This is a genomic window from Streptomyces sp. NPDC003379 (assembly GCF_053589195.1).
The window spans coordinates 225,268-246,872 of sequence record NZ_JBSFRK010000002.1 but is presented as its reverse complement, the minus strand read 5'-3'; the positions used below and the strand labels follow the sequence as shown (position 1 = coordinate 246,872).

General features: G+C 72.0%; 16 protein-coding genes and 1 other RNA gene. 13 read left to right on the top strand and 4 right to left on the bottom strand.

The genetic code is table 11. The features are described from left to right. Positions 1 to 14: 14 nt before the first annotated feature. Positions 15 to 1,409: an ABC transporter substrate-binding protein gene (locus tag ACWDVB_RS03670; protein WP_451517798.1), complete on the bottom strand. Its 1,395-nt coding sequence runs from the start codon at positions 1,407 to 1,409 to the stop codon at positions 15 to 17. A 193-nt stretch (positions 1,410 to 1,602) separates the two neighbouring features. Here ACWDVB_RS03670 and ACWDVB_RS03665 point away from each other — a divergent pair, with 193 nt between their 5' ends. Next, positions 1,603 to 2,115, top strand: a complete 513-nt coding sequence (locus ACWDVB_RS03665) for a PPOX class F420-dependent oxidoreductase (protein WP_451517799.1) — start codon at positions 1,603 to 1,605, stop codon at positions 2,113 to 2,115. Positions 2,116 to 2,156: 41 nt separating this feature from the next. On the opposite strand, the gene ACWDVB_RS03660 is transcribed toward ACWDVB_RS03665, so the two are convergent. After that, positions 2,157 to 5,486, bottom strand: coding sequence for an FHA domain-containing protein (locus tag ACWDVB_RS03660; RefSeq protein WP_451517800.1), 3,330 nt, complete (start codon positions 5,484 to 5,486; stop codon positions 2,157 to 2,159). A 477-nt stretch (positions 5,487 to 5,963) separates the two neighbouring features. Between ACWDVB_RS03660 and ACWDVB_RS03655 the strand changes: the two genes are divergently transcribed. The 4 genes from ACWDVB_RS03655 (at position 5,964) to ACWDVB_RS03640 (ending at position 11,590) form a co-directional block, all read left to right on the top strand. Then, positions 5,964 to 7,676, top strand: a complete 1,713-nt coding sequence (locus ACWDVB_RS03655) for a serine/threonine-protein kinase (protein WP_451517801.1) — start codon at positions 5,964 to 5,966, stop codon at positions 7,674 to 7,676. A 138-nt stretch (positions 7,677 to 7,814) separates the two neighbouring features. After that, entirely contained in the window at positions 7,815 to 9,047 is a 1,233-nt protein-coding gene (locus ACWDVB_RS03650) for a serine/threonine-protein kinase (RefSeq protein WP_451517802.1), read from the top strand. Positions 9,048 to 9,515: 468 nt separating this feature from the next. Beyond that, positions 9,516 to 10,622 carry a peptide chain release factor 2 gene (prfB, locus tag ACWDVB_RS03645; protein ID WP_451519265.1) on the top strand — a complete coding sequence of 369 codons (1,107 nt, stop codon included), beginning with the start codon at positions 9,516 to 9,518 and terminating at the stop codon, positions 10,620 to 10,622. A 281-nt stretch (positions 10,623 to 10,903) separates the two neighbouring features. Further along, positions 10,904 to 11,590, top strand: coding sequence for a hypothetical protein (locus tag ACWDVB_RS03640; protein WP_451519266.1), 687 nt, complete (start codon positions 10,904 to 10,906; stop codon positions 11,588 to 11,590). Positions 11,591 to 11,762: 172 nt separating this feature from the next. On the opposite strand, the gene ACWDVB_RS03635 is transcribed toward ACWDVB_RS03640, so the two are convergent. Further along, on the bottom strand, positions 11,763 to 11,957 hold the full coding sequence (locus ACWDVB_RS03635; RefSeq protein ID WP_451519267.1) for a hypothetical protein: 195 nt from the start codon (positions 11,955 to 11,957) through the stop codon (positions 11,763 to 11,765). 239 nt (positions 11,958 to 12,196) lie between these two features. Between ACWDVB_RS03635 and ftsE the strand changes: the two genes are divergently transcribed. From ftsE to dacB, 6 genes are all read left to right on the top strand, one after another. Beyond that, the gene (gene ftsE, locus ACWDVB_RS03630; protein WP_358584549.1) at positions 12,197 to 12,886 is read left to right on the top strand and encodes a cell division ATP-binding protein FtsE; all 690 of its coding nucleotides are present in this window, start codon (positions 12,197 to 12,199) and stop codon (positions 12,884 to 12,886) included. 49 nt (positions 12,887 to 12,935) lie between these two features. Further along, positions 12,936 to 13,853, top strand: a complete 918-nt coding sequence (ftsX, locus tag ACWDVB_RS03625) for a permease-like cell division protein FtsX (protein ID WP_451519268.1) — start codon at positions 12,936 to 12,938, stop codon at positions 13,851 to 13,853. A 78-nt stretch (positions 13,854 to 13,931) separates the two neighbouring features. Continuing rightward, a complete protein-coding gene (locus ACWDVB_RS03620) occupies positions 13,932 to 15,128 on the top strand; it encodes a S41 family peptidase (protein ID WP_451519269.1) in 1,197 nt (398 codons plus the stop codon). Between the two features lie 18 nt (positions 15,129 to 15,146). Then, positions 15,147 to 15,668, top strand: coding sequence for an SsrA-binding protein SmpB (smpB, locus tag ACWDVB_RS03615; protein ID WP_451519270.1), 522 nt, complete (start codon positions 15,147 to 15,149; stop codon positions 15,666 to 15,668). A gap of 119 nt (positions 15,669 to 15,787) precedes the next feature. After that, positions 15,788 to 16,177: a transfer-messenger RNA gene (ssrA, locus tag ACWDVB_RS03610) on the top strand. A 131-nt stretch (positions 16,178 to 16,308) separates the two neighbouring features. Beyond that, entirely contained in the window at positions 16,309 to 17,904 is a 1,596-nt protein-coding gene (gene dacB / locus ACWDVB_RS03605; protein ID WP_451519271.1) for a D-alanyl-D-alanine carboxypeptidase/D-alanyl-D-alanine endopeptidase, read from the top strand. Here the strand turns inward: dacB and ACWDVB_RS03600 are convergent. Then, entirely contained in the window at positions 17,825 to 19,081 is a 1,257-nt protein-coding gene (locus tag ACWDVB_RS03600; protein ID WP_451519272.1) for an MFS transporter, read from the bottom strand. The two genes, dacB and ACWDVB_RS03600, sit on opposite strands and share 80 nt — an antisense overlap. A gap of 180 nt (positions 19,082 to 19,261) precedes the next feature. On the opposite strand from ACWDVB_RS03600, the gene ACWDVB_RS03595 reads away from it, so the two are divergent. Continuing rightward, the gene (locus ACWDVB_RS03595; protein WP_451519273.1) at positions 19,262 to 20,272 is read left to right on the top strand and encodes a LysR family transcriptional regulator; all 1,011 of its coding nucleotides are present in this window, start codon (positions 19,262 to 19,264) and stop codon (positions 20,270 to 20,272) included. A gap of 242 nt (positions 20,273 to 20,514) precedes the next feature. Continuing rightward, complete coding sequence (locus ACWDVB_RS03590) at positions 20,515 to 21,165, top strand: hypothetical protein (RefSeq protein ID WP_451519274.1); 651 nt, start codon at positions 20,515 to 20,517, stop codon at positions 21,163 to 21,165. Positions 21,166 to 21,605 lie beyond the last annotated feature (440 nt).

Here is a 21,605-nt window from a genome sequence, read left to right as displayed (position 1 = left end):
CGGACGCCATCGCGTCAGTCCTTGTAGGCCTTGGCGGCGGCCGTCTCCAGCGTCTTCTGTGTCCCCTCGACGTCCTTCGGGTTCTTCAGGAAGTCCTGCAGCGCCTTCCACTCGCCCTTGCCCGGCGTGCCGCCGAAGGACTGCGGGGCCTGGTCGGACATGTCGAAGCGGATGTCGTCACCGGCCGCGATGAGCGCCTTGGCGATGTCGCGCTGCACGTCGTTCGGGTACGCCGCCATGTCCAGGTTCTTGTTCGGCGAGATGAAACCGCCCGCCTCCGCCCAGATCTTCGCGGCGTCCGGCGAGGCGAGATAGGTCAGCAGCGCCTGGGCGCCCTTGCTGTCCTTCAGCGCGACGGCCGCGTCACCGGCGACCACGGCCGGGGACTCGTCGCCCACGGCCGGGAACGGGAACACCTTGGCGTCGGTGCCCACCTTGGCCTTCGTCTCGGAGATCGGCAGGGAGACCATGTCGCCCTCGAAGACCATGCCCGCCTCGGGCTGGTCGCCGCCCTTGAAGGTCTGCTTCACGGACGCCGGGAACTCGGTCTGCAGCGCACCGTCCGCGCCGCCCGCCACGAAGCCCTTCTTCCCGAACAGCTCGCCGAGCGTGGTCAGCGCGTCCTTGACGGACGGGTCCGTCCACTTGATCTTGTGCTGGGCGAGCTGGTCGTACTTCTCCGGGCCCGCCTGCGAGAGATAGATGTTCTCGAACCAGTCCGTGAGGGTCCACGCCTCGGCGCCCGCGACCGACACCGGCGCCACCCCGGAGTCGTAGATCATCTGGGCCGTCTTCATGAAGTCGTCCCAGGTTTTGGGCTCGCTCACACCCGCGTTCTCGAAGACCAGCGTGTTGTACCAGACCAGCGACTTGTTGGCGGCCTTGAAGTACACGCCGTACTGCTTGCCGTCGACCGCGCCGAGGTCCTGCCACCCCTGCGCGTAGTTCTTGTCGAGCTGCTTCTGCGCCTCGGCGCCGACCGGCTTGGCCCACTTGTTCTCCACGGCCTGCTCGACCGCGCCGACCTGCGGCAGCATCGCGACGTCCGGCGGCTGCCCGCCCGCCACCTTCGACTCCAGGAAGCTGATGATGGGGTCCTGCGCCGGTACGAAGGAGACCTTGGCGCCCGTCCTCTTCTCGAACTCGTCGAGGACCTTCAGGAAGACCTTGCGCTCCGAACCGCCCCACACGGCGGACACGGAGACCGTCTCCCCGTCCAGCTTCGGCAGTTGAAGCGCCGCCCCGGTGTCGTTCCCTCCGTCCTTGCCTCCCTTCTCCCCGTCGTCCTTGTCGTCTCCGCCGCACGCGGTGACGGTGAGCGCGAGCGTCCCCGCGACGACGGCCGCGGCGATTCTGGCGGTCGTACGCCGATGTAGCGGTGTCCTGCGTGTACGAAGAGTGCTGCGCATCACTGCCCCGTTCTCTTCCCTGGCGAGTCCCGTGCGCTCTGGTCTACGCCCGCGCGGGGAGGGGCGGCAAGATGGCCTGCGCTGTCAACTCGGTGATCGTGATGGCGTTGTGACGTGGGGTCAAAACCTCGTGCCCGGCCTTGTCACACCACTGGTGGGAATAGGCACCATCAAGGGCGGGGTTGGGCCGGACATGACTGACGCACCCACCGGCTCGGCCGGCTCGGCGGACTCCACCGGCTCGGCGGGCTCCACCGGCCCGGCGGACACCACCGGTTCTGTCGACTCCTTCGACCCGCACGCGCTGCTCGCAGGGAGCCGGCTCGGCGTACTGGCGACGATCAAGTCCGACGGCCGCCCGCAGCTCTCCCCGGTCATGCCGTCGTACGACCGTGCCACCGGTCTCCTCCAGGTGTCGACGACCGAGGGCACCGCCAAGATCAGGAACCTGCGCCGCGACGCACGGACCGCGCTGGAGGTGACCCACCCGGACGGCATGGCCTGGGCCACCGCCGAGGGCACGGTCACCCTCACCGGCCCGGGCTCCGACCCGCACGGGCCCGAGGTCGACGCCCTGGTGCGGTACTACCGCGACGCCGCCGGCGAGCACCCGGACTGGGACGAGTACCGCGCGGTGATGGTCGCCGAGCGACGCGTGCTGATCACGATGAGGGTGGAGCGGGTGTACGGGGCGACGATCCGCTGACCGGGCCGCTTGTGGGCGGACGCGTGCCCTGAGGCTCGCCGCTACAGGAGGGACGGCACCTGGTCCGCCGAGACCGAGCGCGCCGCCCGCTCCAGGGCGCTGGCGAGCAGGGCCAGGTCGGTCGGGCCGTTCCCCAGCTCCCGTACGGGACGCCGGGCGGGCGGGTCGCCCATCCGCTCCCACTCCAGCGGCACGACCGTGGGCCGCAGCGTCGCCGTACGGGGGATCCGCCCGGTGACCCGCCCCGCCTGGAAGGGGGTGGCCCGGCCGTCCGGGGAACGCAGCTCGCCCCGGCCCGGCGCCGGCTCCTCCGGCCCGGACGTCACCGCGTCGAGGACCACCCGCAGCGAGGCCCGCTGCCCCAGCTCGGTCTCCGGCATCCGCTCGCTGCGCCCGGTGGCCGCCACGAGATGCACGCCGAGCCGCTCGCCGTCCCGCGCGACCGCCTCCAGGGCACGGACGACCGACCCGGCCGCGGGCCGCCCCGGAGAGCCGAGGGCGGGCGAGAGCAGCGCGTCGAAGTCGTCGACGAGCACCACGAGCCGGGGCAGCGGAGGCCCCGGCTCGGCCCGCTGCCGCGCCGCCGCGGGCCGCAGCCGCATCGTGGCGCTGGGCGGCGGATCGAGGTCGCCGTCGCCCGCCTGGGCGGGCACGGAAGAACCATCTGGCCCGGAAGCGGCGGACGCCCCCGAGGACGACGGCGACCGCTGCGCCACCATCCGCCCCGAGACCTCCCGCCGCGTGTGCCACTCGGCGAACCCGAGCCTGCCGAGCAGCTCGGCCCGCCGCTTCAGCTCGGCGGCAAGCGACTGCGCGAACTCCCGCATCCGCACCGGGTCGTTGGCCACCAAGTGCGTGGTGACATGCGGCAGGTCGGTGCAGACCCCGAGCCCCGCGCCCTGCCGCCCCGCGCCGCCGCCCCCGCTGTCCCGTCCGTCGACGAGCACGATGGCGAGCCGGTCGGGCCGCTCGGCGGCGGCCAGGGACGCGGCGACGGAACGCAGCAGCTCCGTGCGCCCGCTGCCCGCGGGGCCCTCGGCCAGCAGATGCGGCCCGTCGGCGGCGAGGTCCGCGACGACGGGCCCGCGCGGCCCCGCGCCGAGCACCGCGACCGCGCGCCCGCCGAGCGCCTCGGGGTCGTCCGCCGCCGCGGCCCACCGCGCCATCAGCGAGGCGGGCGTGGCCCGGGCGAGCCCCAACTCGTCCAGAAGCCTCGCCGCTTGGGGCAGCGGCGCGGACACGCGCGCGTGCCCCTCGCCGGCCGTGCCGTCCGTCCGCAGGGGCGCCAGCGCCCGCGCGAACCGCTCGGCCCAGGCCGCCGACACCGCGTCCACGGCGGCGACCGTGCCGTGCCCCGCGGGGCGCCCGCCCGCCGTCCGCATCAGCCGCAGCGCGGTCGCCACATCACCGCTGAGCAGCGCGACGGCGCCACACGCGCGGAAGGCGGGCGAGACGGCACAGGCCGCCTCGTACGTGTCAAGGACAGGCGACGCGGGCGACGCGGCCGCGGTCTCGGCGAGGCACACGACGTGGATACCGGCCCGCGCACCCTCACCGGCGAGCCGGACCGCGGCCTCGCGCAGCCCGGCCGACCCGGGATCGCCGTCGACGACGACGACCGTGCGTGATCCGGGCTCCGCGAGACCCGTCCGCCCGGGACCGGGCTCCCCGGCGCGCGCGTCGGCGCCGTCGGCGATGCGGTCGTCCAGGCGGCGGATCAGCTCGTCCGTGCGCGCCGCCGCCTGATCGCGGTCGTAGGCGAGGAGGAGCCGGCAGTCCTGGCCGTGCGTGGGCCGCAGATGGGGGAGCCAGCCGAGCCAGGCCCACTCGGCGGTCCGCTCCGCGGTGGTGCGCGCGCGGTCCGTGCTGATCAGCACGATCTCCAGGCAGTCGGGGGAGTGCAGCGCGGCGAGCTGCGCGACGACGGCCCTGGCCAGGCCGGTCAGCCGCTCCCGGGGCCCGGCGAGGCCCAGCGCGCCCGCCTCCCGCAGGCTCACGGTGACGGGCACGGCGGGCAGCAGCCCCTGGTCGTCGGGGACCGCCCGGTCGACCGTGCCGAGCCGCACCGCGAGGGCCTCCGGGTGACCGGGGCCGCGCTCCCAGAGGCGGGGGCCGGGACCGAGCGCCGCGAGCAGCAGGGCGGCGGGATCCGGCCACGATTCGGGGGTGCGGGCGGCGGCGGCCACGGCGAGCTCCTCCGGGGTGGGCTCCGGTGCTGCGGGGCCGCCGACGCCGTCGCCCTCGTCACCGTCGTACGTCTCATACTCCTCGTACGCGCCCTGGTCCTGCCCGCTGTCCCGGCCCCCGGTAAGCCGACGGGCCCAGGCCGAGAGGCCGCCTCGCTTGCGCAGAGCGCGCGGCACCGTCGTACCGCGCGGCGGTGTGCCGAGGCGCGTGCGCTCGGCGTCGGGCGCGCCGCCCTGGGACGGCACGACGCCCGGATCACCGCCGCCCTGGCCGTACGCCGCCTGACCGCTGCGGTACGTCTCCGCGGTCCCGTACGCCTGGTACCTCTCGTACGTTTCGTACGTACCTGAAGTCCCGTGCGTCCCGTGCGTGCCGTGGGACCCGGTCGGCCGGTGAGGGGCGTCGCCCCCCGCGGCTCCCCAGTCCGCCGAGCCGTACGCGTGATGACTGCTTCCCTCCGGGGCGCGTGAGGGTGCGAGGAACGCGGGCTGCGGGGTCGCGGCGGCCCGCACGCGCACGTGCCCCTCACCGTCCGGGGCCGTGGCCAGAGCCCCGCCCGCGCCGGAGGCCGTGCCGAGGCCGCCGTCCGTCAGACGGAGCGCGGACTCGCCGATCCGCAGCAGCGAGCCGGGGGGGAGCGGCACCGGGCGGTCGGTGACCTCCCTGCCGTCCACGGATGTGCCGTTCGTCGAGCCGAGGTCCGTGACCGTGACGCGGCCGTCCGGGGCGAGGGTGACCGCGCAGTGCAGCCGGGAGACATCGGGGTCGTCCAGCGGGACGTCCGCCTCGGCGGAGCGGCCGACCCGGATCTGGCCGCCGTGCAGGAGATGGACGCCGCCCGCGTCGGGACCGGCCACCACGTGCAACTGGGCGGCGGCACCGGACGGTTCGGGCCCGGGCTCGGCCGGTGCGCCCAGGGAGAGCACCGCGCCGTCGATCAAGGGGGGTTCGCCGAGCGTGCACCGCTGGGCGTCGAGGCGCTCCGGGCCCGCGTACAGCACGAGGGGGCTCTCGCTGCCCGCCACGGCCGTGGCGAGGCCGGAGGCCACCGCGGCGAGGGCGGTCCCGGCGGGCGCGGTGACCAGGACGTCACAGGCGCCGTGAACCCCGGTCGCCACCGGGGGGCGGCCTTGCCGCTCGGTCTGGCCGCTGCGCGGCCCGAGGACGGTCAGCCGGATCTGCATCGCCGTCAGCGGTCCCTTCTGCGCTGGGCACCCGGCACGGGGACTCGCGCTGTGATTCCCCCCACCGCACACGGGCACGTCGGCCAGTACGGGATGCATCCTCGCACCTGCCACTGACAACACGCCCGGCGGCCACCGGTAAGTGATCTTGAATGGTCGGCTCTGCTCGGAAAAGTGCCTGCTTGGACCGTTGGGGATATGTGCGGGCTTCCGCGGCGGAAGACCGAATCCGGAACTCCGCGGCAACCAAGGGCCACGGGTGGGCGTCTTCCTCCCGGACGGCGACCGGGAAGGGTGGGCAGGATTCCGGCGGGATTCCGAAGGGAATTCCGGAAGGAATCCGGAAGGAACGGGCCGGACGGAATCGGATCGGCCGGCGCCCCGTTCGGCAGCACTACAGTGGGTCGGAACATCTCAGACCCCCGGACAGGACCAGCGTCCGGACGGGACCAGCCAGATCAGCAGGGAGCGCATGACGTGCGGCCGGTAGGCAGCAAGTACCTGCTCGAGGAGCCGCTCGGGCGCGGCGCCACGGGCACCGTCTGGCGAGCCCGCCAGCGGGAGACCGCGGGTGCCGAGGCGGCCGTCCCCGGCCAGCCCGGCGAGATGGTAGCGATCAAGGTCCTCAAGGAAGAGCTCGCCAACGACGCGGACGTCGTGATGCGCTTCCTCAGGGAGCGGTCCGTCCTGCTCAGGCTGACCCACGAGAACATCGTCAGAACGCGCGACCTGGTCGTCGAGGGCGACCTCCTCGCCCTGGTCATGGACCTGATCGACGGCCCGGACCTGCACCGCTATCTGCGCGAGAACGGCCCGTTCACGCCGGTCGCGGCGGCCCTGCTGACCGCCCAGATCGCCGACGCGCTCGCCGCGAGCCACGCCGACGGCGTCGTGCACCGCGACCTGAAGCCCGCGAACGTCCTGCTCAAGCAGGACGCCGAGGGCATGCACCCGATGCTCACCGACTTCGGCATCGCGCGCCTCGCCGACTCGCCGGGCCTGACCCGCACCCAGGAATTCGTCGGCACGCCCGCGTACGTCGCGCCGGAGTCCGCCGAGGGCCGCCCCCAGACCAGCGCCGTCGACATCTACGGCGCGGGCATCCTGCTGTACGAGCTGGTCACCGGCCGTCCGCCGTTCGCCGGGGGCTCGGCCCTCGAAGTCCTGCACCAGCACCTCAGCGCCGAGCCGCGCCGCCCCTCGACCGTCCCCGACCCGCTGTGGACGGTCATCGAGCGCTGCCTGGACAAGAACCCGGACCGCCGCCCCAGCGCCGAGAACCTCGCGCGCGCCCTGCGGGCCGTCGCCGAGGGCGTCGGCGTGCACTCCACGCCCGCGCAGATCGCCGCCGCCGAGGGCGTGGGCGCGCTGCTCATGCCGGACCCGTCGCCGGCCCCCGTGCCGGACGCCCCGGGCGCCGCCGACCCCACGCAGGTCCTGCCGAGCAACGCGGGCTCTTACGACCCGAACGCGGCGACCAGCGTCATGCAGAACACTGGCGGCCCGGGTCAGGGCCACGGCCAGGGCTTCGGTGACGCGGACCCGACATCCGTCCTGCCGCACGGCGGCGCCGCCGCCGACCCGACCGCGGTCATGCCGCCGGTCCCGCCGGGCGCCCCCGGGGCCGACCCGAACGAGCCGCACCCCTGGCAGAACCAGATGCGCGCGGCCCGCGACCGCAACGAACAGACGCAGGTCCAGTCGTACCTGGACCCCAGCGAGGACCCGCTGCGCCGCCGCCCCCAGCGCCAGGTGGCCCGCCCGCAGCAGCAGCCGCAGCCGCAGCAGCGCCCCCAGCAGTACGCGCCGCAGCAGCCCCGCGGGCAGCGCCCGCAGCACCACGCCCCCGCGCCACAGCCGTACCAGCCGCAGCACCAGCCCCAGCAGTACGCCGCGCCTCCGCAGGCGCCGCCGCCCCAGCAGCCCGCCCCGCGCCCCGCGCGCGAGCCGCGTCCGCCACGGGAGCCGCGCCAGCCGCGTCAGCGCAGCGCCAACCCGATGAAGATCCCGGGTCTCGGCTGCCTCAAGGGATGCCTGTTCACGATCGTCATCCTCTTCGTGGCGAGCTGGCTGGTGTGGGAGTTCAGCCCGCTCCAGGACTGGATCGGCACGACGAAGGGCTACTGGGAGCAGCTGACGGACTGGTACGACACGGTCAGCGGCTGGATAGGAAAGCTGGGCGGCAACTGACCGTCGACTGACCGGCAACCGGCCGCAGGGCGACCGGAGCGATATGTCGACATCGGCAGAGTGATTTCTGCTCCCGGAGTGAAGGTTGGCGGCAAGGCCGCGTAGTTTTGTCGCCAACACGCATCCGTAGGAGCAGTCTTGACGCGCAAGATCGGCAGCCGGTACACCGCCCACCAGATCCTGGGCCGTGGCAGCGCCGGCACGGTGTGGCTCGGCGAGGGACCCGAAGGCCCCGTCGCCATCAAGCTGCTGCGCGAGGACCTGGCGTCCGACCAGGAACTCGTCGGCCGCTTCGTCCAGGAACGCACGGCGCTGCTCAGCCTCGACCACGCGCGCGTGGTGGGCGTCCACGACCTCGTGGTCGACGGCAACGACCTGGCCCTGGTCATGGACCTCGTACGCGGTACGGACCTGCGCACCCGCCTCGACCGTGAGCGGCGCATGGCCCCCGAGGCCGCCGTCGCCATCGTCGCGGACGTCGCCGACGGCCTCGCCGCCGCGCACTCCGCGGGCATCGTCCACCGTGACGTCAAGCCCGAGAACGTCCTCCTGGACATGCAGGGCCCGCTCGGCCCCGGCGGCGCGCACCCGGCCCTGCTCACCGACTTCGGCGTCGCCAAGCTGATCGACTCGCCGCGCCGGACCCGCGCCACGAAGATCATCGGGACCCCCGACTATCTGGCCCCCGAGATCATCGAGGGCCTGCCGCCACGCGCGGCCGTCGACATCTACGCCCTCGCGACCGTCCTGTACGAGCTTCTCGCGGGCTTCACTCCCTTCGGTGGCGGGCATCCAGGGGCGGTCCTGCGGCGCCACGTCACCGAGACGGTGGTGCCGCTCCCCGGCATCCCCGAGGAGCTCTGGCAGCTCCTCGTCCAGTGCCTCGCCAAGGCCCCCGCCTCGCGGCTGCGCGCCTCCGAGCTGGCGGTGCGCCTGCGGGAGCTGCTGCCGCTTGTCGCGGGGATGCCGCCGCTGGACGTCGACGAACCGGACGCGGAGTCTTCGCCGGCCGAGGAGGCGTACGAGGACTCGGCGCCCGAACCGCGCGAGGCCGCTCCCCGGCGGGGCGCCGTTCCCCTGGTGCCGGGCCCGGCGTCCGCCGACTCCAACCGCGACACGCACACCTCGATGCGGGTGCCGGGCCCCGACGAGCTGGCCGGCGGGGCCCGCGGCACGGCCCGCGCCCCGCGCGCCTCCGGGGCGGCCCGGCCCGGCTCCGCGAAGCACCGGGCCTCGGCGCGGCGGCGCCGGATCACGCTGGGTGTGGCGGCGGTGGTCCTGGTGGCGGCGGCGGGAGTGGGCACATGGGCAGCCACATCATCCGACGCCCCCCCGCCCCACACGGGCAACTCCTCCCCACCGACCCCCTGACCCCACGCCCCGGCATGGACCCGCGGGTGGACGGTCCCCCGCCGCTTCGCGCCGGGATGTCTCCCACCCACCCGCCCGTTTCCCAGGCATGGTCCTGCCGGGGCAGCCCGCTGGGCTTCCGCACGGCTTTCACCGGCCTGCGCGTGGGTGGTCCCCCGGCCGCTTCGCGGCGGGGTGTCTCCCACCCACCCGCCCGCCTGGCTCCTACATCCACCGCGCGACGCGGGGCGAACGGGCGGGTGGGTGGGAGACATCCGCCGCGAAGCGGCGGGAGAGGGAAGCCACCCTCACCCGCAGGGAAGGCCCACCCCCGCCCGGAGGGCAGCCGCGCCTCGGCCCCGCTGGGAGAAGGCCCCGCCCCGCAGAGACCCGCCCCCGCCCCGCAGAGACCCGCCCCCGCCCCGCAGGGACCCCGCAGGGGCCCCGCCCCGGGATACGACACTTGCCGCAGCCGTTAGGCTGGAGGGCGTGGCAGTCGTCGATGTATCCGAAGAGCTCAAGTCCCTCTCCTCGACCATGGAGTCGATCGAGGCCGTCCTGGACCTCGACAAGATGAGGGCCGATATCGCCGTGCTCGAGGAGCAGGCGGCCGCGCCGTCCCTCTGGGACGACCCGGAAGCGGCGCAGAAGATCACCAGCAAGCTGAGCCACCTCCAGGCGGAGGTCAGGAAGGCCGAGGCCCTGCGCGGGCGCATCGACGACCTCAGCGTGCTGTTCGAGATGGCCGAGGAGGAGGACGACTCGGACACCCGCGCCGAGGCGGAGTCCGAGCTCACGTCCGTCAAGAAGGCGCTGGACGAGATGGAGGTCAGGACCCTCCTCTCCGGGGAGTACGACGCCCGTGAGGCCCTCGTCACCATCCGCGCAGAGGCCGGCGGCGTCGATGCCTCCGACTTCACCGAGAAGCTCCAGCGGATGTACCTGCGCTGGGCGGAGCGGCACGGATACAAGACGGAGCTCTACGAAACCTCGTACGCGGAAGAGGCCGGCATCAAGTCGACCACCTTCGCCGTCCAGGTCCCGTACGCGTACGGCACGCTCTCCGTCGAGCAGGGCACCCACCGCCTGGTCCGCATCTCGCCGTTCGACAATCAGGGTCGCCGCCAGACCTCCTTCGCCGGTGTCGAGATCCTCCCGGTGGTCGAGCAGACCGACCACATCGAGATCGACGAGAGCGAGCTGCGCATCGACGTGTACCGCTCCTCGGGCCCCGGCGGTCAGGGCGTCAACACCACCGACTCCGCGGTCCGCCTGACCCACCTGTCGACCGGCATCGTCGTCTCCTGTCAGAACGAGCGCTCGCAGATCCAGAACAAGGCGACCGCGATGAACGTCCTCCAGGCGAAGCTCCTCGAGCGCCGCCGCCAGGAGGAGCAGGCGAAGATGAACGCCCTCAAGGGCGACGGCGGCAACTCCTGGGGCAACCAGATGCGTTCGTACGTCCTGCACCCGTACCAAATGGTCAAGGACCTGCGTACGGAGTTCGAGGTCGGCAATCCCGAGTCCGTCTTCAACGGCGAGATCGACGGTTTCCTGGAAGCCGGAATTCGCTGGCGCAAGCAGCAGGAGAAGTAAAAACCGCCCTGAGCGGCTTTATCGACAAGGCAACTGTCGCCGAAGAGGCGGCAGTTGCCTTTTACGTCACAGTCACATCTCCCTACGACGGTCAACTGCCCCGATATCGGACATCGCACGCGCAACGACCTTGACGCTGCTGTGAAAAGTGGAAAGGCTAGCGCGCGGTATGCGTATTCCTGGGGTGCGTGGGATCTGTGGGGGCCGATCGACCGCCCCTGTTCGTACGCCGCCCCGGACGCTGCCTCACTGACGCTTCAGCTACTGGGGGTAGCAACCAGATGACCAAAAGGACACGGATTCGTGTCGCGCGAATAGCCGCCGGTGCGGTGATCGCCGCCGGTGCCTCGCTGACCGCCGCGGGCGCCGCCTCGGCCCTCGATGTCGGCGTGGACCTCGGCCCTGTCGGTGTCGGCGCCCACGCGGACGACAGCGGCGTCGGTGTCGACGTGGACGTGCCGAACGACGACCCGCCCCCGCCGGACGACCCGGGCATCCCGACCCAGGAGCCGACGGACGATCCGCCGGAGCCGACCGGGGAGCCGACGGAGCCGGGCGAGCCGCCGGAGCCGGACCCCACGGACCCGCCCACCTCCGACCCGACCGACCCGGGCAAGCCCACCTCGGACCCGGGCGACCCGAACGGCCCGGACAACAACGGGAACGGCGGTGGCAACGGCGGCGGAAACGGCAACGGAAACGGCGGCGGTGGCAACGGCGGTGGCAACGACACCAACCCCGACGGCGGCTCCAACCCCGTCGAGCAGGGCCAGGGCAAGGACAGCCTGACCGACACCGGCTCCAAGCCGGTCGAGCAGGGCGGCAACAAGGGCGACAAGGGCGAGCTCGCCGAGACCGGCGCCGCCGAGACCACCTTCCTGGTGATCGGCGCCGCCACGATGATCGCCGGCGGCATCGGCTTCCGCATCCTGCCGCGCCTCGTCGGCAACCGCGGCGCCACTGCCTGATCGCTTGATCGAGGCGCTGACGTACGTACGGAACACCTGCGGACGTGCGGACGTAATGAGATGTACGGCACGTACGCGACGTACGTAGCCACCGCATCAAGAAGGGCCCAGAGCTTCCGCAGCTCCGGGCCCTTCTTCATGGTTTCGTCGGTGCCGCTCCCGCGCCGAGTCCCTACGCGGACTGGTGCGCCAGCAGCGCGACCGCCGCGATCAGCACCACGAGCAGTGCTATCAGTGCCGCGGGATTGAGGCCCGCGAAGGGCCCCTCCTGCTGCTGCATGCGCTCGCGACTGGCCCGGCACACGGGGCAGCGGCCTTCACTCACGGGCGCTGCGCAGTTCGCGCATACCAACCGATCCAGGGTCATGCGCTTCTCCTCCCGCACAGTCTCAGCCTGCCCAACGCTACGGGGAACCCAATCGTTCCCCTTACCACTGTGCCAGCTTCCGCGGATTTCGGCGCGGCCCGCCGTCCGGCGACGGTTTCGACACGTTCCGTACCCGGCACTCGCGCGACAAATCGCGCAACTCCGGACGCCGACTGCGCTCGCGTACCGGCTTCGCGTAGGGTCACGCACACCTACCCCCGGCAACCCGTGGTGCATCCGTGATCCGTTTCGACAACGTCTCCAAGGCCTACCCCAAGCAGACCCGCCCCGCGCTCAGGGACGTCTCCCTGGAGATCGAAAAGGGCGAGTTCGTCTTCCTGGTGGGCTCCTCCGGCTCCGGAAAGTCCACCTTCCTGCGGCTGGTCCTGCGTGAGGAGCGCACCAGCCACGGCCAGGTGCACGTCCTGGGCAAGGACCTCGCGCGCCTGTCCAACTTCAAGGTGCCGCACATGCGACGCCAGTTGGGCACCGTCTTCCAGGACTTCCGCCTCCTGCCCAACAAGACCGTCGCCGAGAACGTCGCCTTCGCGCAGGAGGTCATCGGCAAGTCCCGCGGCGAGATCCGCAAGTCCGTGCCCCAGGTCCTCGATCTCGTGGGCCTCGGCGGCAAGGAGGACCGGATGCCCGGCGAGCTCTCCGGTGGTGAGCAGCAACGAGTGGCGATCGCGCGCGCGTTCGTCAACCGTCCCAAGCTCCTCATCGCCGACGAGCCGACCGGCAACCTCGACCCGCAGACCTCCGTCGGCATCATGAAACTGCTCGACCGGATCAACCGGACCGGCACCACCGTCGTGATGGCCACCCACGACCAGCAGATCGTGGACCAGATGCGCAAGCGGGTCATCGAGCTGGAGAAGGGCCGTCTCGTGCGCGACCAGTCGCGCGGCGTCTACGGCTACCAGCACTGATTTGTTCCATCTGATTCACCTGTTCCACCTGAGCCATTGAAAGGCCGCCATGCGCGCCCAGTTCGTCCTGTCGGAGATCGGCGTAGGTCTCCGCCGCAATCTCACGATGACTTTCGCGGTCATCGTCTCCGTAGCGCTTTCGCTCGCCCTTTTCGGCGGTTCGCTGCTCATGCGCGACCAGGTGAGCACGATGAAGGGCTACTGGTACGACAAGGTCAACGTCTCGGTCTTCCTGTGCAACAAGGCCGACGCCGAACAGGACCCCAAGTGCGCCAAGGGCGCCGTCACGAACGAGCAGAAGGATCAGCTCCTCGGCGAGCTGAAGAAGATGCCGGTCGTGGACAAGGTCACGCACGAGTCCGCGGACGAGGCGTACAAGCACTACAAGGAGCAGTTCGGCGACTCCCCGCTGTCCAGCTCCCTCACGCCGGACCAGATGCAGGAGTCGTACCGCATCAAGCTGAAGGACCCGGAGAAGTACCAGGTCGTCGCGACCGCCTTCTCCGGGCGTGACGGTGTGCAGTCCGTGCAGGACCAGAAGGGCTATCTGGACAACCTCTTCGGGCTCCTCAACGGCATGAACTGGGCGGCGCTCGCGGTGATGGCGCTGATGCTCGTCGTCGCGCTGATGCTGATCGTCAACACGGTGCGCGTCTCGGCGTTCAGCCGCAGGCGGGAGACCGGCATCATGCGCCTTGTCGGCGCGTCCAGCTTCTACATCCAGATGCCGTTCATCATGGAGGCCGCTGTCGCCGGCCTCATCGGCGGCGGCCTGGCCTGCGGAATGCTGCTCGTGGGGCGCTACTTCATGATCGACCACGGTCTCGCGCTCGCCGAGAAGATCAACCTCATCAACTTCATCGGCTGGGACGCCGTCCTCGCGAAGCTGCCGCTGGTGCTCGCGATCGGCCTTCTGATGCCCGCGCTCGCCGCGTTCTTCGCCTTGCGCAAGTACCTCAAGGTGTGACAAGTACCCCTGTCGTCCCAGGGCGCCGTACGGTTCAACCAACCGTACGGCGCTTCTCGTTGTCCTAGACTCACCGTCATGTCAGGCCTCGACCGGCTCGCCGATCGGTTCTCAACGCCCCGCAGCGTACGCCGCGGGGCGGCCCTGACATTGGTCTTCGCGAGCGTCCTCGCCACCGGGGCAGCCACCGGCTCCTGGAGCGACGCGGCGGGCGACGGCCGGAAAACGCCTTCTCCTTCGTTACGTTCGGACGCCGCGGCCCTGTCGGCGGGCGACGCCGGCACCGCCGAGGAGGCCGCCCAGGCCGCCGCCGAGGCCATGGCCGACGGCAAGTCCGCGAAGAAGGCCGCCGAGGAGGCCGTCAGCCGCAGCGGGGACCGCTGGGGGTCGGTGTACTCGCACGGGGAGTACGAGGAGTTCGAGCAGGCCCTCGACGGCGCGTACACCGGCGTCGGACTGTGGGCCCGGCGCGGGGCCGACGGGCGTATCGAGGTCTCCCGGGTCCAGCGGGACGGGCCCGCCGACCGCGCCGGGATCCGCGAGGGCGACCGGCTGCGCACCATCGACGGCGAGCGTGTCACCGGCCGCCCCGTCACGGAGGTCGTCGCCCTGCTGCGCGGCGACCGCGCCGGTACGCCGGTCCGCCTGGGTCTGACGCGCTCCACGCGCGCGTGGAGCGAGACCCTGCGCAGGGCCCGCCTCTCCACGGACTCCGTCACCGTCACCGAGCTGCCCGGCGGCGCCGTCATGATCAAGGTCGCCGCGTTCACCAAGGGCTCGGGGGAGGCCGTGCGGTCCGCGGTGCGCAAGGCCCCCCGGGGCGCCGGCATCCTGCTGGACCTGCGCGGGAACTCCGGTGGCCTGGTGTCGGAGGCGGTCACCGCCTCGTCCGCGCTGGTCGACGGCGGCCTCGTGGCCACGTACGACGTCCGGGGCGAGCAGAAGGCCCTGCACGCCGAGCGGGGCGGCGACGTCCACCGTCCGGTGGTCACGCTGGTCGACGGCGGCACCATGAGCGCGGCCGAGCTCCTCACGGGCGCCCTCCAGGACCGCGGCCGCGCGGTCGTCGTGGGCTCCAGGACCTTCGGCAAGGGCTCGGTCCAGATGCCGAGCCGCCTCCCCGACGGCTCCGTCGCCGAGCTGACCGTCGGCCACTACCGCACCCCGTCGGGCCGGACCGTCGACGGGCGGGGCATCACCCCGGACCTTGAGGTGGGGGACGGGGCCGAGGCCAGGGCCGAGACAGTATTGACTGGCCTCGGACCCCCCTCGTAGTGCGAAAATGGCCGCACTATGGCTAAGGAAAAGGTTAAGCGCAAGGCCGCGAAGGCCAGCGAGAAGGCCCCCGCCCGGAAGATGGTCGCGCAGAACAAGAAGGCGCGGCACGACTACCACATCCTGGACACCTACGAGTGCGGCCTGGTGCTGATGGGCACCGAGGTCAAGTCGCTGCGCATGGGCAGGGCCTCCCTGGTGGACGGCTTCGTGCACATCGACGGCGGCGAGGCGTGGCTGCACAACATCCACGTCCCGGAGTACGTGCAGGGCACCTGGACCAACCACTCCGCCACGCGGAAGCGCAAGCTGCTGCTGCACCGCGCGGAGATCGACAAGCTGGACTCCAAGTCGCAGGAGACGGGTCACACGATCGTGCCCCTCGCCCTGTACTTCAAGGACAGCCGGGTCAAGGTCGAAATCGCGCTGGCCAAGGGCAAGAAGGAGTACGACAAGCGGCAGACGCTCCGCGAGAAGCAGGACACGAGGGAGACGAGCCGCGCGATCTCGGAGGTGCGCCGCCGGCAGGGCATCGCCTAGCCTCCGGCGGGTCCCTCGGGAATAGGCTGGCACCGTCGTGCGTTGGTCACGTACGATGGGTCTTGCCCCGCTGATGACGGGGCGCCCGGATCGAAAGATCCACCTTGAAAAATCAACATGGGGATGATCGGTTTCGACAGCGGATGTCGAAGCAGGGGAAGCGAGCCGAGGAAGCGGCAATGATCTCGTAAACCATATGTCGCAACCAATAATCGCCAATTCCAAGAGCGATTCCCAGTCCTTCGCCCTCGCTGCTTAATTAAGTAGCGACTGAAGGACCCTTAATGGGTGTCAGCCCGGGGGTGTTCCCGACCCGGACCCTGGCATAATCTAGGGAACTAAACCGCCGAGCCCGGTCACGGGGTTCGGTGGGAAATCAAACAGTGGCTGGGCCCGTCGGAGACTTGTTCGCGAGATCTCCGGGGCCGAGAAAATCGTAGCGAACTGCGCTCGGAGAAGCCCTGATTCTGCACCGTTGGACGCGGGTTCGATTCCCGCCATCTCCACAATTCCCATGTGAGGACGAAGCCCTCTGGCCCCAGGCCAGGGGGCTTTTTCCGTATTTCCGTATGGGCTTTTTCCGTACCCCGCCGGAGTGGGGTCTGTCGCGAGGCGGCGCGGTCCGGGATGCTCCAGGGTCATGAGTAGACCCGTGAGACGCGTCAACCACCGTATGCGCCACTGGATCTGGCCCGCCGTGCTCGGTGTGGCGGCGGCCACCCTCTCCGTCGGCGGCCCGGCCGGGGCGGACTCCGCCCGGTCGGGGCTGCCCGAAGCCATCGACACCATCCTCGGCGACCCCCGCATGGAGGGCGGCGTGGCCAGTGTGGTCGTCGCCGACGCCGCGTCCGGTGACGTCCTCTACCGGCACCGGCCCAGCGGGCGCCTCATGCCCGCCTCCAACACCAAGCTGCTCACCTCGGCCGCCGCCATGGAGCTCCTGGGGCCCGACCACCGGTTCACCACCGACGTACTCTCCGACGGCGTGCGGCGGGGCCCCGTCCTGCGCGGGAACCTGTATCTGCGCGGCACGGGCGATCCGACGACGCTCGCCGAGGACTACGACCGGCTCGCCGAGGAGATCGCCGACTCGGGGGTCCGGTGGGTCCACGGGCGGCTGATCGCCGACGACACCCGCTTCGACGCCGAGCGCGTCGGCGACACCTGGAGCGCCGACGACGAGTCCGCGTACTACGCGGCGCAGATCAGCGCCCTGAGCGCCGCGCCCGACACGGACTACGACACCGGGACGGTCATCGTCGAGGTGGCGCCCGGGGCGGAGGCGGGGGACGCGCCGCGCGTCGGCGTGACACCGGAGACCGACTACGTGGACATCGACCTGCGGGCGACCACCGTCGCTTCCGGCGGCGCCGACACCATCGCCGTGGAGCGGCAGCACGGCAAGAACACCATCACCGTCAGCGGCACGGTCCCCGTCGGCGGGACCACCACCAAGGAGTGGGTCACCGTCTGGGAGCCGACCGGGTACGCGGCCGCCCTCTTCCGGGACGCGCTCGCCGCGCACGGCGTGCAGGTGAGCGGGCCCACCAGGACCGGGACCGCCACACCCAAGGGCGCGCGGCGGCTCGCCTCGCACGACTCCATGAAGCTCAAGGACCTCATGGTCCCCTTCATGAAGCTGTCCAACAACATGCACGCGGAGTCCCTGACCAAGGCGATGGGCCACAAGGCGACCGGCAGGCCGGGGAGTTGGCGCGACGGCATCGCCGCGATCGGCGGCTATCTGAAGACCGCCGGTGTCGACCCGGGCAAGCTGCGCCAGGTCGACGGTTCCGGGCTCTCCCGCAAGGACAACGCGCCGGCGGACCAGTACATCGAGCTGCTCCGCTCGGCGAAGGGAGAGCCGTGGTTCGCCGACTGGTACGCGTCCCTGCCGGTGGCCTGCGCCCCGGGCAAGTCCGTCGGCGGCACGCTGCGCTCACGGATGTGCGGGACCCCGGCGGCGCTCAACGTCCACGCCAAGACAGGGACGCTGACGGGAGCGTCCGCGCTGTCGGGTTACGTGACGGACAGGAGCGGCCGCGAGCTGGTGTTCAGCATCATCCTCAACAATCACCTGGCCCCCTCCGTGAAGGCACTGGAGGACGCGATCGTGGTGACCCTCGCGTCGTCAACGCAGGACAAGGCCGTGCCCGTCATGCCCCGTTCGACACGTGCGGCGACCGAGCGGGACGGCGACGTGGAGTGCTCGTGGCGCAAGCCTGCGCGCTGCTGAGCAGCAGGGCGAGACCGGCGGCGGCGACCGGCACCCAGTAGCCCGCGGCGGGGCCCAGGCGCTCCACCGCCCAGCCGCCGCCCGCCGCGCCGCATGCGATGCCCCCGAGGAGGCCGGTCACGGCGAGGGTCATGCCTTCGTTGAGCCGCCCCTCGGGGGTGCGGTGCTGGACCAGCGTCATTCCGGTGACCATCGTGGGCGCCGTCGCCATCCCCGCGACGAGCAGGGCTCCGGAGAGGGCGATCAGCGAACCCGTGACCGTCACCGCGAGCAGCGGCAGCGTCATCAGGGCCGCCATCGCCGCGCCGCACAACAGGTGTTGGCGCACCAGCGGCCCGCGCGGTTTCGCCGCCCCGTAGACGAGGCCCGCCGCGCAGGAACCCGCGGCCTGGAGGGCGAGGATCGCGCCCGCGGCCGCCTTGTGCCCTTGCGCGTCGGCGTAGGCGATCGTGACGACCTCCAGGGAGCCGAAGACGGCACCCGTGGCGAGGAAGACGACCAGCAGAGCGGGCATCCCGCGCGCGCGGAGGGGTGACTTCGCCTCGGCGGAGAAGTCCGTACGTCCTTGGGGAGGGGGTTCCGTCGCGCGCTGGGCGGCGAAGAGGAGCACGCCGGTCAGCAGCAGCGCCACGCCGATCAACGTGCCCGCCTGCGGGAAGAGCGAGCCGCAGAGGAAGGCCGCGAGGACAGGGCCGAGCATGAAGCAGAGCTCGTCGGCGGCCTGCTCGAAGGAGTTGGCCGTGTGCACGGCCGCGGTGTCGCCCTTGAGGAGATACGCCCAGCGGGCGCGGGACATGCCACCCGTGTTGGGGGTCGTGGCCGTGGCGGCGTACGACGCGAAGAGCGTCCAGTCGGGGGCTCCGTACCGCACGCAGAGCAGCAGCGAGAGCGAGCCGAGCGCGGCGACCGCGGTGGCGGGCACGGCGACGCGCGCCTGCCCGTGCCGGTCGACGAGCCGCGCCGTCCAGGGCGCCACGACGGCGGTCGCCGCGAGGCCGGTCGCGGTGACGGCACCGGCCAACGCGTACGAGCCGCGGGCGCCGGAGATCATGATGACGGCGCTCACGCTGAACATGCCCATGGGGAGGCGGGCGATGAGGTTGCCGATGGTGAAGGCGGTGGCGCCGGGTATCGCGAAGAGACGGGCGTAGGGGTTGCGGGGTTTGTCGCGGGGCATGTCTCTCAGGCTCGCCGCCGGTGATCGGCGGGGTCCAACACCTTCTGGGTGCCGATTCACGCACCCTGGTTGTGAGTGCCGACGGTGACCGCGTTGTGAGTGCCGACGGTGACCGCGTTGTGAGTTCCGGCGGTGATCGCGTTGTAAGTTCCGGCGGTGATCGCGTTGTAGGTTCCAGCGGTGACCGCAGAGCCCGGCATACGCCCCGCCGAAGGACCCGCCCTGCCCCGCGACGTGGACCCGCGTCTGCTGCGCGCGTTCATCGCCGTCTCCGAAGAGCAGCACTTCACCAGGGCCGCCGCCCGGCTGTACGTCGCACAGCAGGCGCTGAGCCGTGATGTGCGGCGCCTGGAGCGGGAGTTGGGTGCCGAGCTGTTCTCACGTACGACACGGCAGGTCGCGCTCACCGCCGACGGCGAGCGGCTCCTTCCGTACGCGCGAAGGGTCCTGGAGGCGCAGGACGAACTGCTCGCGGCGTTCACGGGCGCCGCCCGGCCACTGCTGGTCGATCTGAACAGCCCCGGGCTCGTCTTCGGGCGGATCCTGGAGCGGGCCCGCGAACTCGCCCCGGAGTGCGAGCTGATGGCCCGCTTCGAGAGCGGCCTCACCGGCGCCGCCGCCGAGATGATCGCCGGGCGGCTGGACATGTCCTTCGGGCGGTACGCCGGACTCGACCCGGCGCTGCGGGCCGGGCTCGCCCATCAGCCCGTGCGGTACGAGCCGATGGCGGTGCTGCTGCCCTACGGCCACCCGCTCACCGCACTCGACGCCGTGCCGCTGGACGCGCTCTCCGGAGAGACCGTGTACGCGGGGGCGGGCAACCCCCGGACCCTGGAGTGGACCGACCTCGCGCACCGGCTCTTCGAGGGGCGCGGCATCGGTGTCGCGGCTCCCGCGCCACTCGCCGTGGGGCCCGAGGAGTTCGGGCGGATCATGGCGAAGAAACGAAATCCGGCCCTGGTCGTCGTGGACTTTCCGGCCATGCCGGGCGCGGAGCTGCGGCCGCTGGTTGACCCTGTGCCGCTCTCGCCCGTGTCACTGGTGTGGCGAAAGGGGCTGATTCACCCTGGTGTTACTGCGGTGCGGACCGCCGCCGCGGAGCTTTCCGCCGCCGAAGGGTGGCTGGTGAAGCCCGAGAATGGCTGGGTTCCGGCCAAAGATGCACTCATCATGATGAGAAAAATTGACTGAAAGAAATACCTGACACTCCGTTCGCTACATTCATCGCCCCGGGCGCAATGTGATAGAGGGGGCGCTCGGATCGGGTAGGGGCCCGGTCCGGACGGCGGGCGCCCGGGGCCGCCGTGCGCGCACCCGAATCCTGACGTGGGGGGTTGTGCGTACGCATGGAAACATGGCGAGAAGATGCCCTACCGGGACATACCCACGATCCGAACGAGGTCACTGTTCAGATCGACGGCGCGGGGCGCATATTGGCGGACCTGCCCCCCGGGGCGGGCTCGGAGGGCGCGGCCGACGGCCCCGTCTTCGTCGACGAGACGGGCCGCCGCAGCCGGAGGTACCGCCGGATCGGCGTGATCGTCGGCATAGCCTGCGCGGTCTATGCCCTGGTCATCGTGGGGACGCTGCTTTCGGGCAACTCCAGCGCGCCGTGGCTGCCGGTGCAGGACCCCAAGGGCGGCGAGGGTGGCGAGAGCGGCGGGGACGGCAGGCCGGCGAGCAAGGTGGGTCCACCGGGCATCCCGGCGGGCCCGTCCGCCGCCTCCTCCGGCGGCGCGACCCCGTCGCAGGGCGCCACGGACGGCACGGAGGTCGCGGGCGAGCCCGGTGACGATGCGGGGCCGGGCCCCGCCCGCAGCGGTGACGCCGACGGCGCGCTTCCGGGCCGGGGGCCTACGGACGGAGGCGGCGCCCCCGCCCCCGCGGACGGCGCCGCCCCCGCCCCGGCCCCGACCGCCCCGCTCCCCACCCCGGACACCCCGGCCCCGACCGCCCCGCCCCCCGACCCACCCGCACAGTCGACGGCCCCCGCCGACGGCACCGACGTCCCCGCCGGATACACCTCACCCGCCCAGCGGCCCCCCGATGACTCCCCACCGCCCTCGGAGGACGCTCAGCGATGAACTCCCGCACAAACCGGGGCCGCCGACCGGACCGGCCCCAGGACAGTCACGTCCCGAAGGGCCAGGATTCCCGGCAGCCTGGCCGGCACGCCGAGCCCGGCGGCGGCACGCGGCCTGGAGGCTACGCCGAGCCCGGCGGCCGTCCCCAGCCAGGGGGTTATGCCGAGCCCGGCAGCCGTCCCCAGCCAGGGGGTTATGCCGACCCCGACAGCCGCTCCCAGCCTCTGGGCCACGTCCAGCCCACCAGCCACGGCCAGGCAGGCAGCCGTCCTCAGCCCAGCAGCCGCCTTCAGCCCAACGGCAACCAAAGCCACCGCGCCAAGGGCCACCGCCCCAAGGGCCACCGCCCCGAAGACCACCGCCCCAAGGGCCACCGCCCCACGGACCGCCGCCCCGAGAGCCCCCGCCCCACGGACCGCCGCCCCGAGGGCCACCGCCCG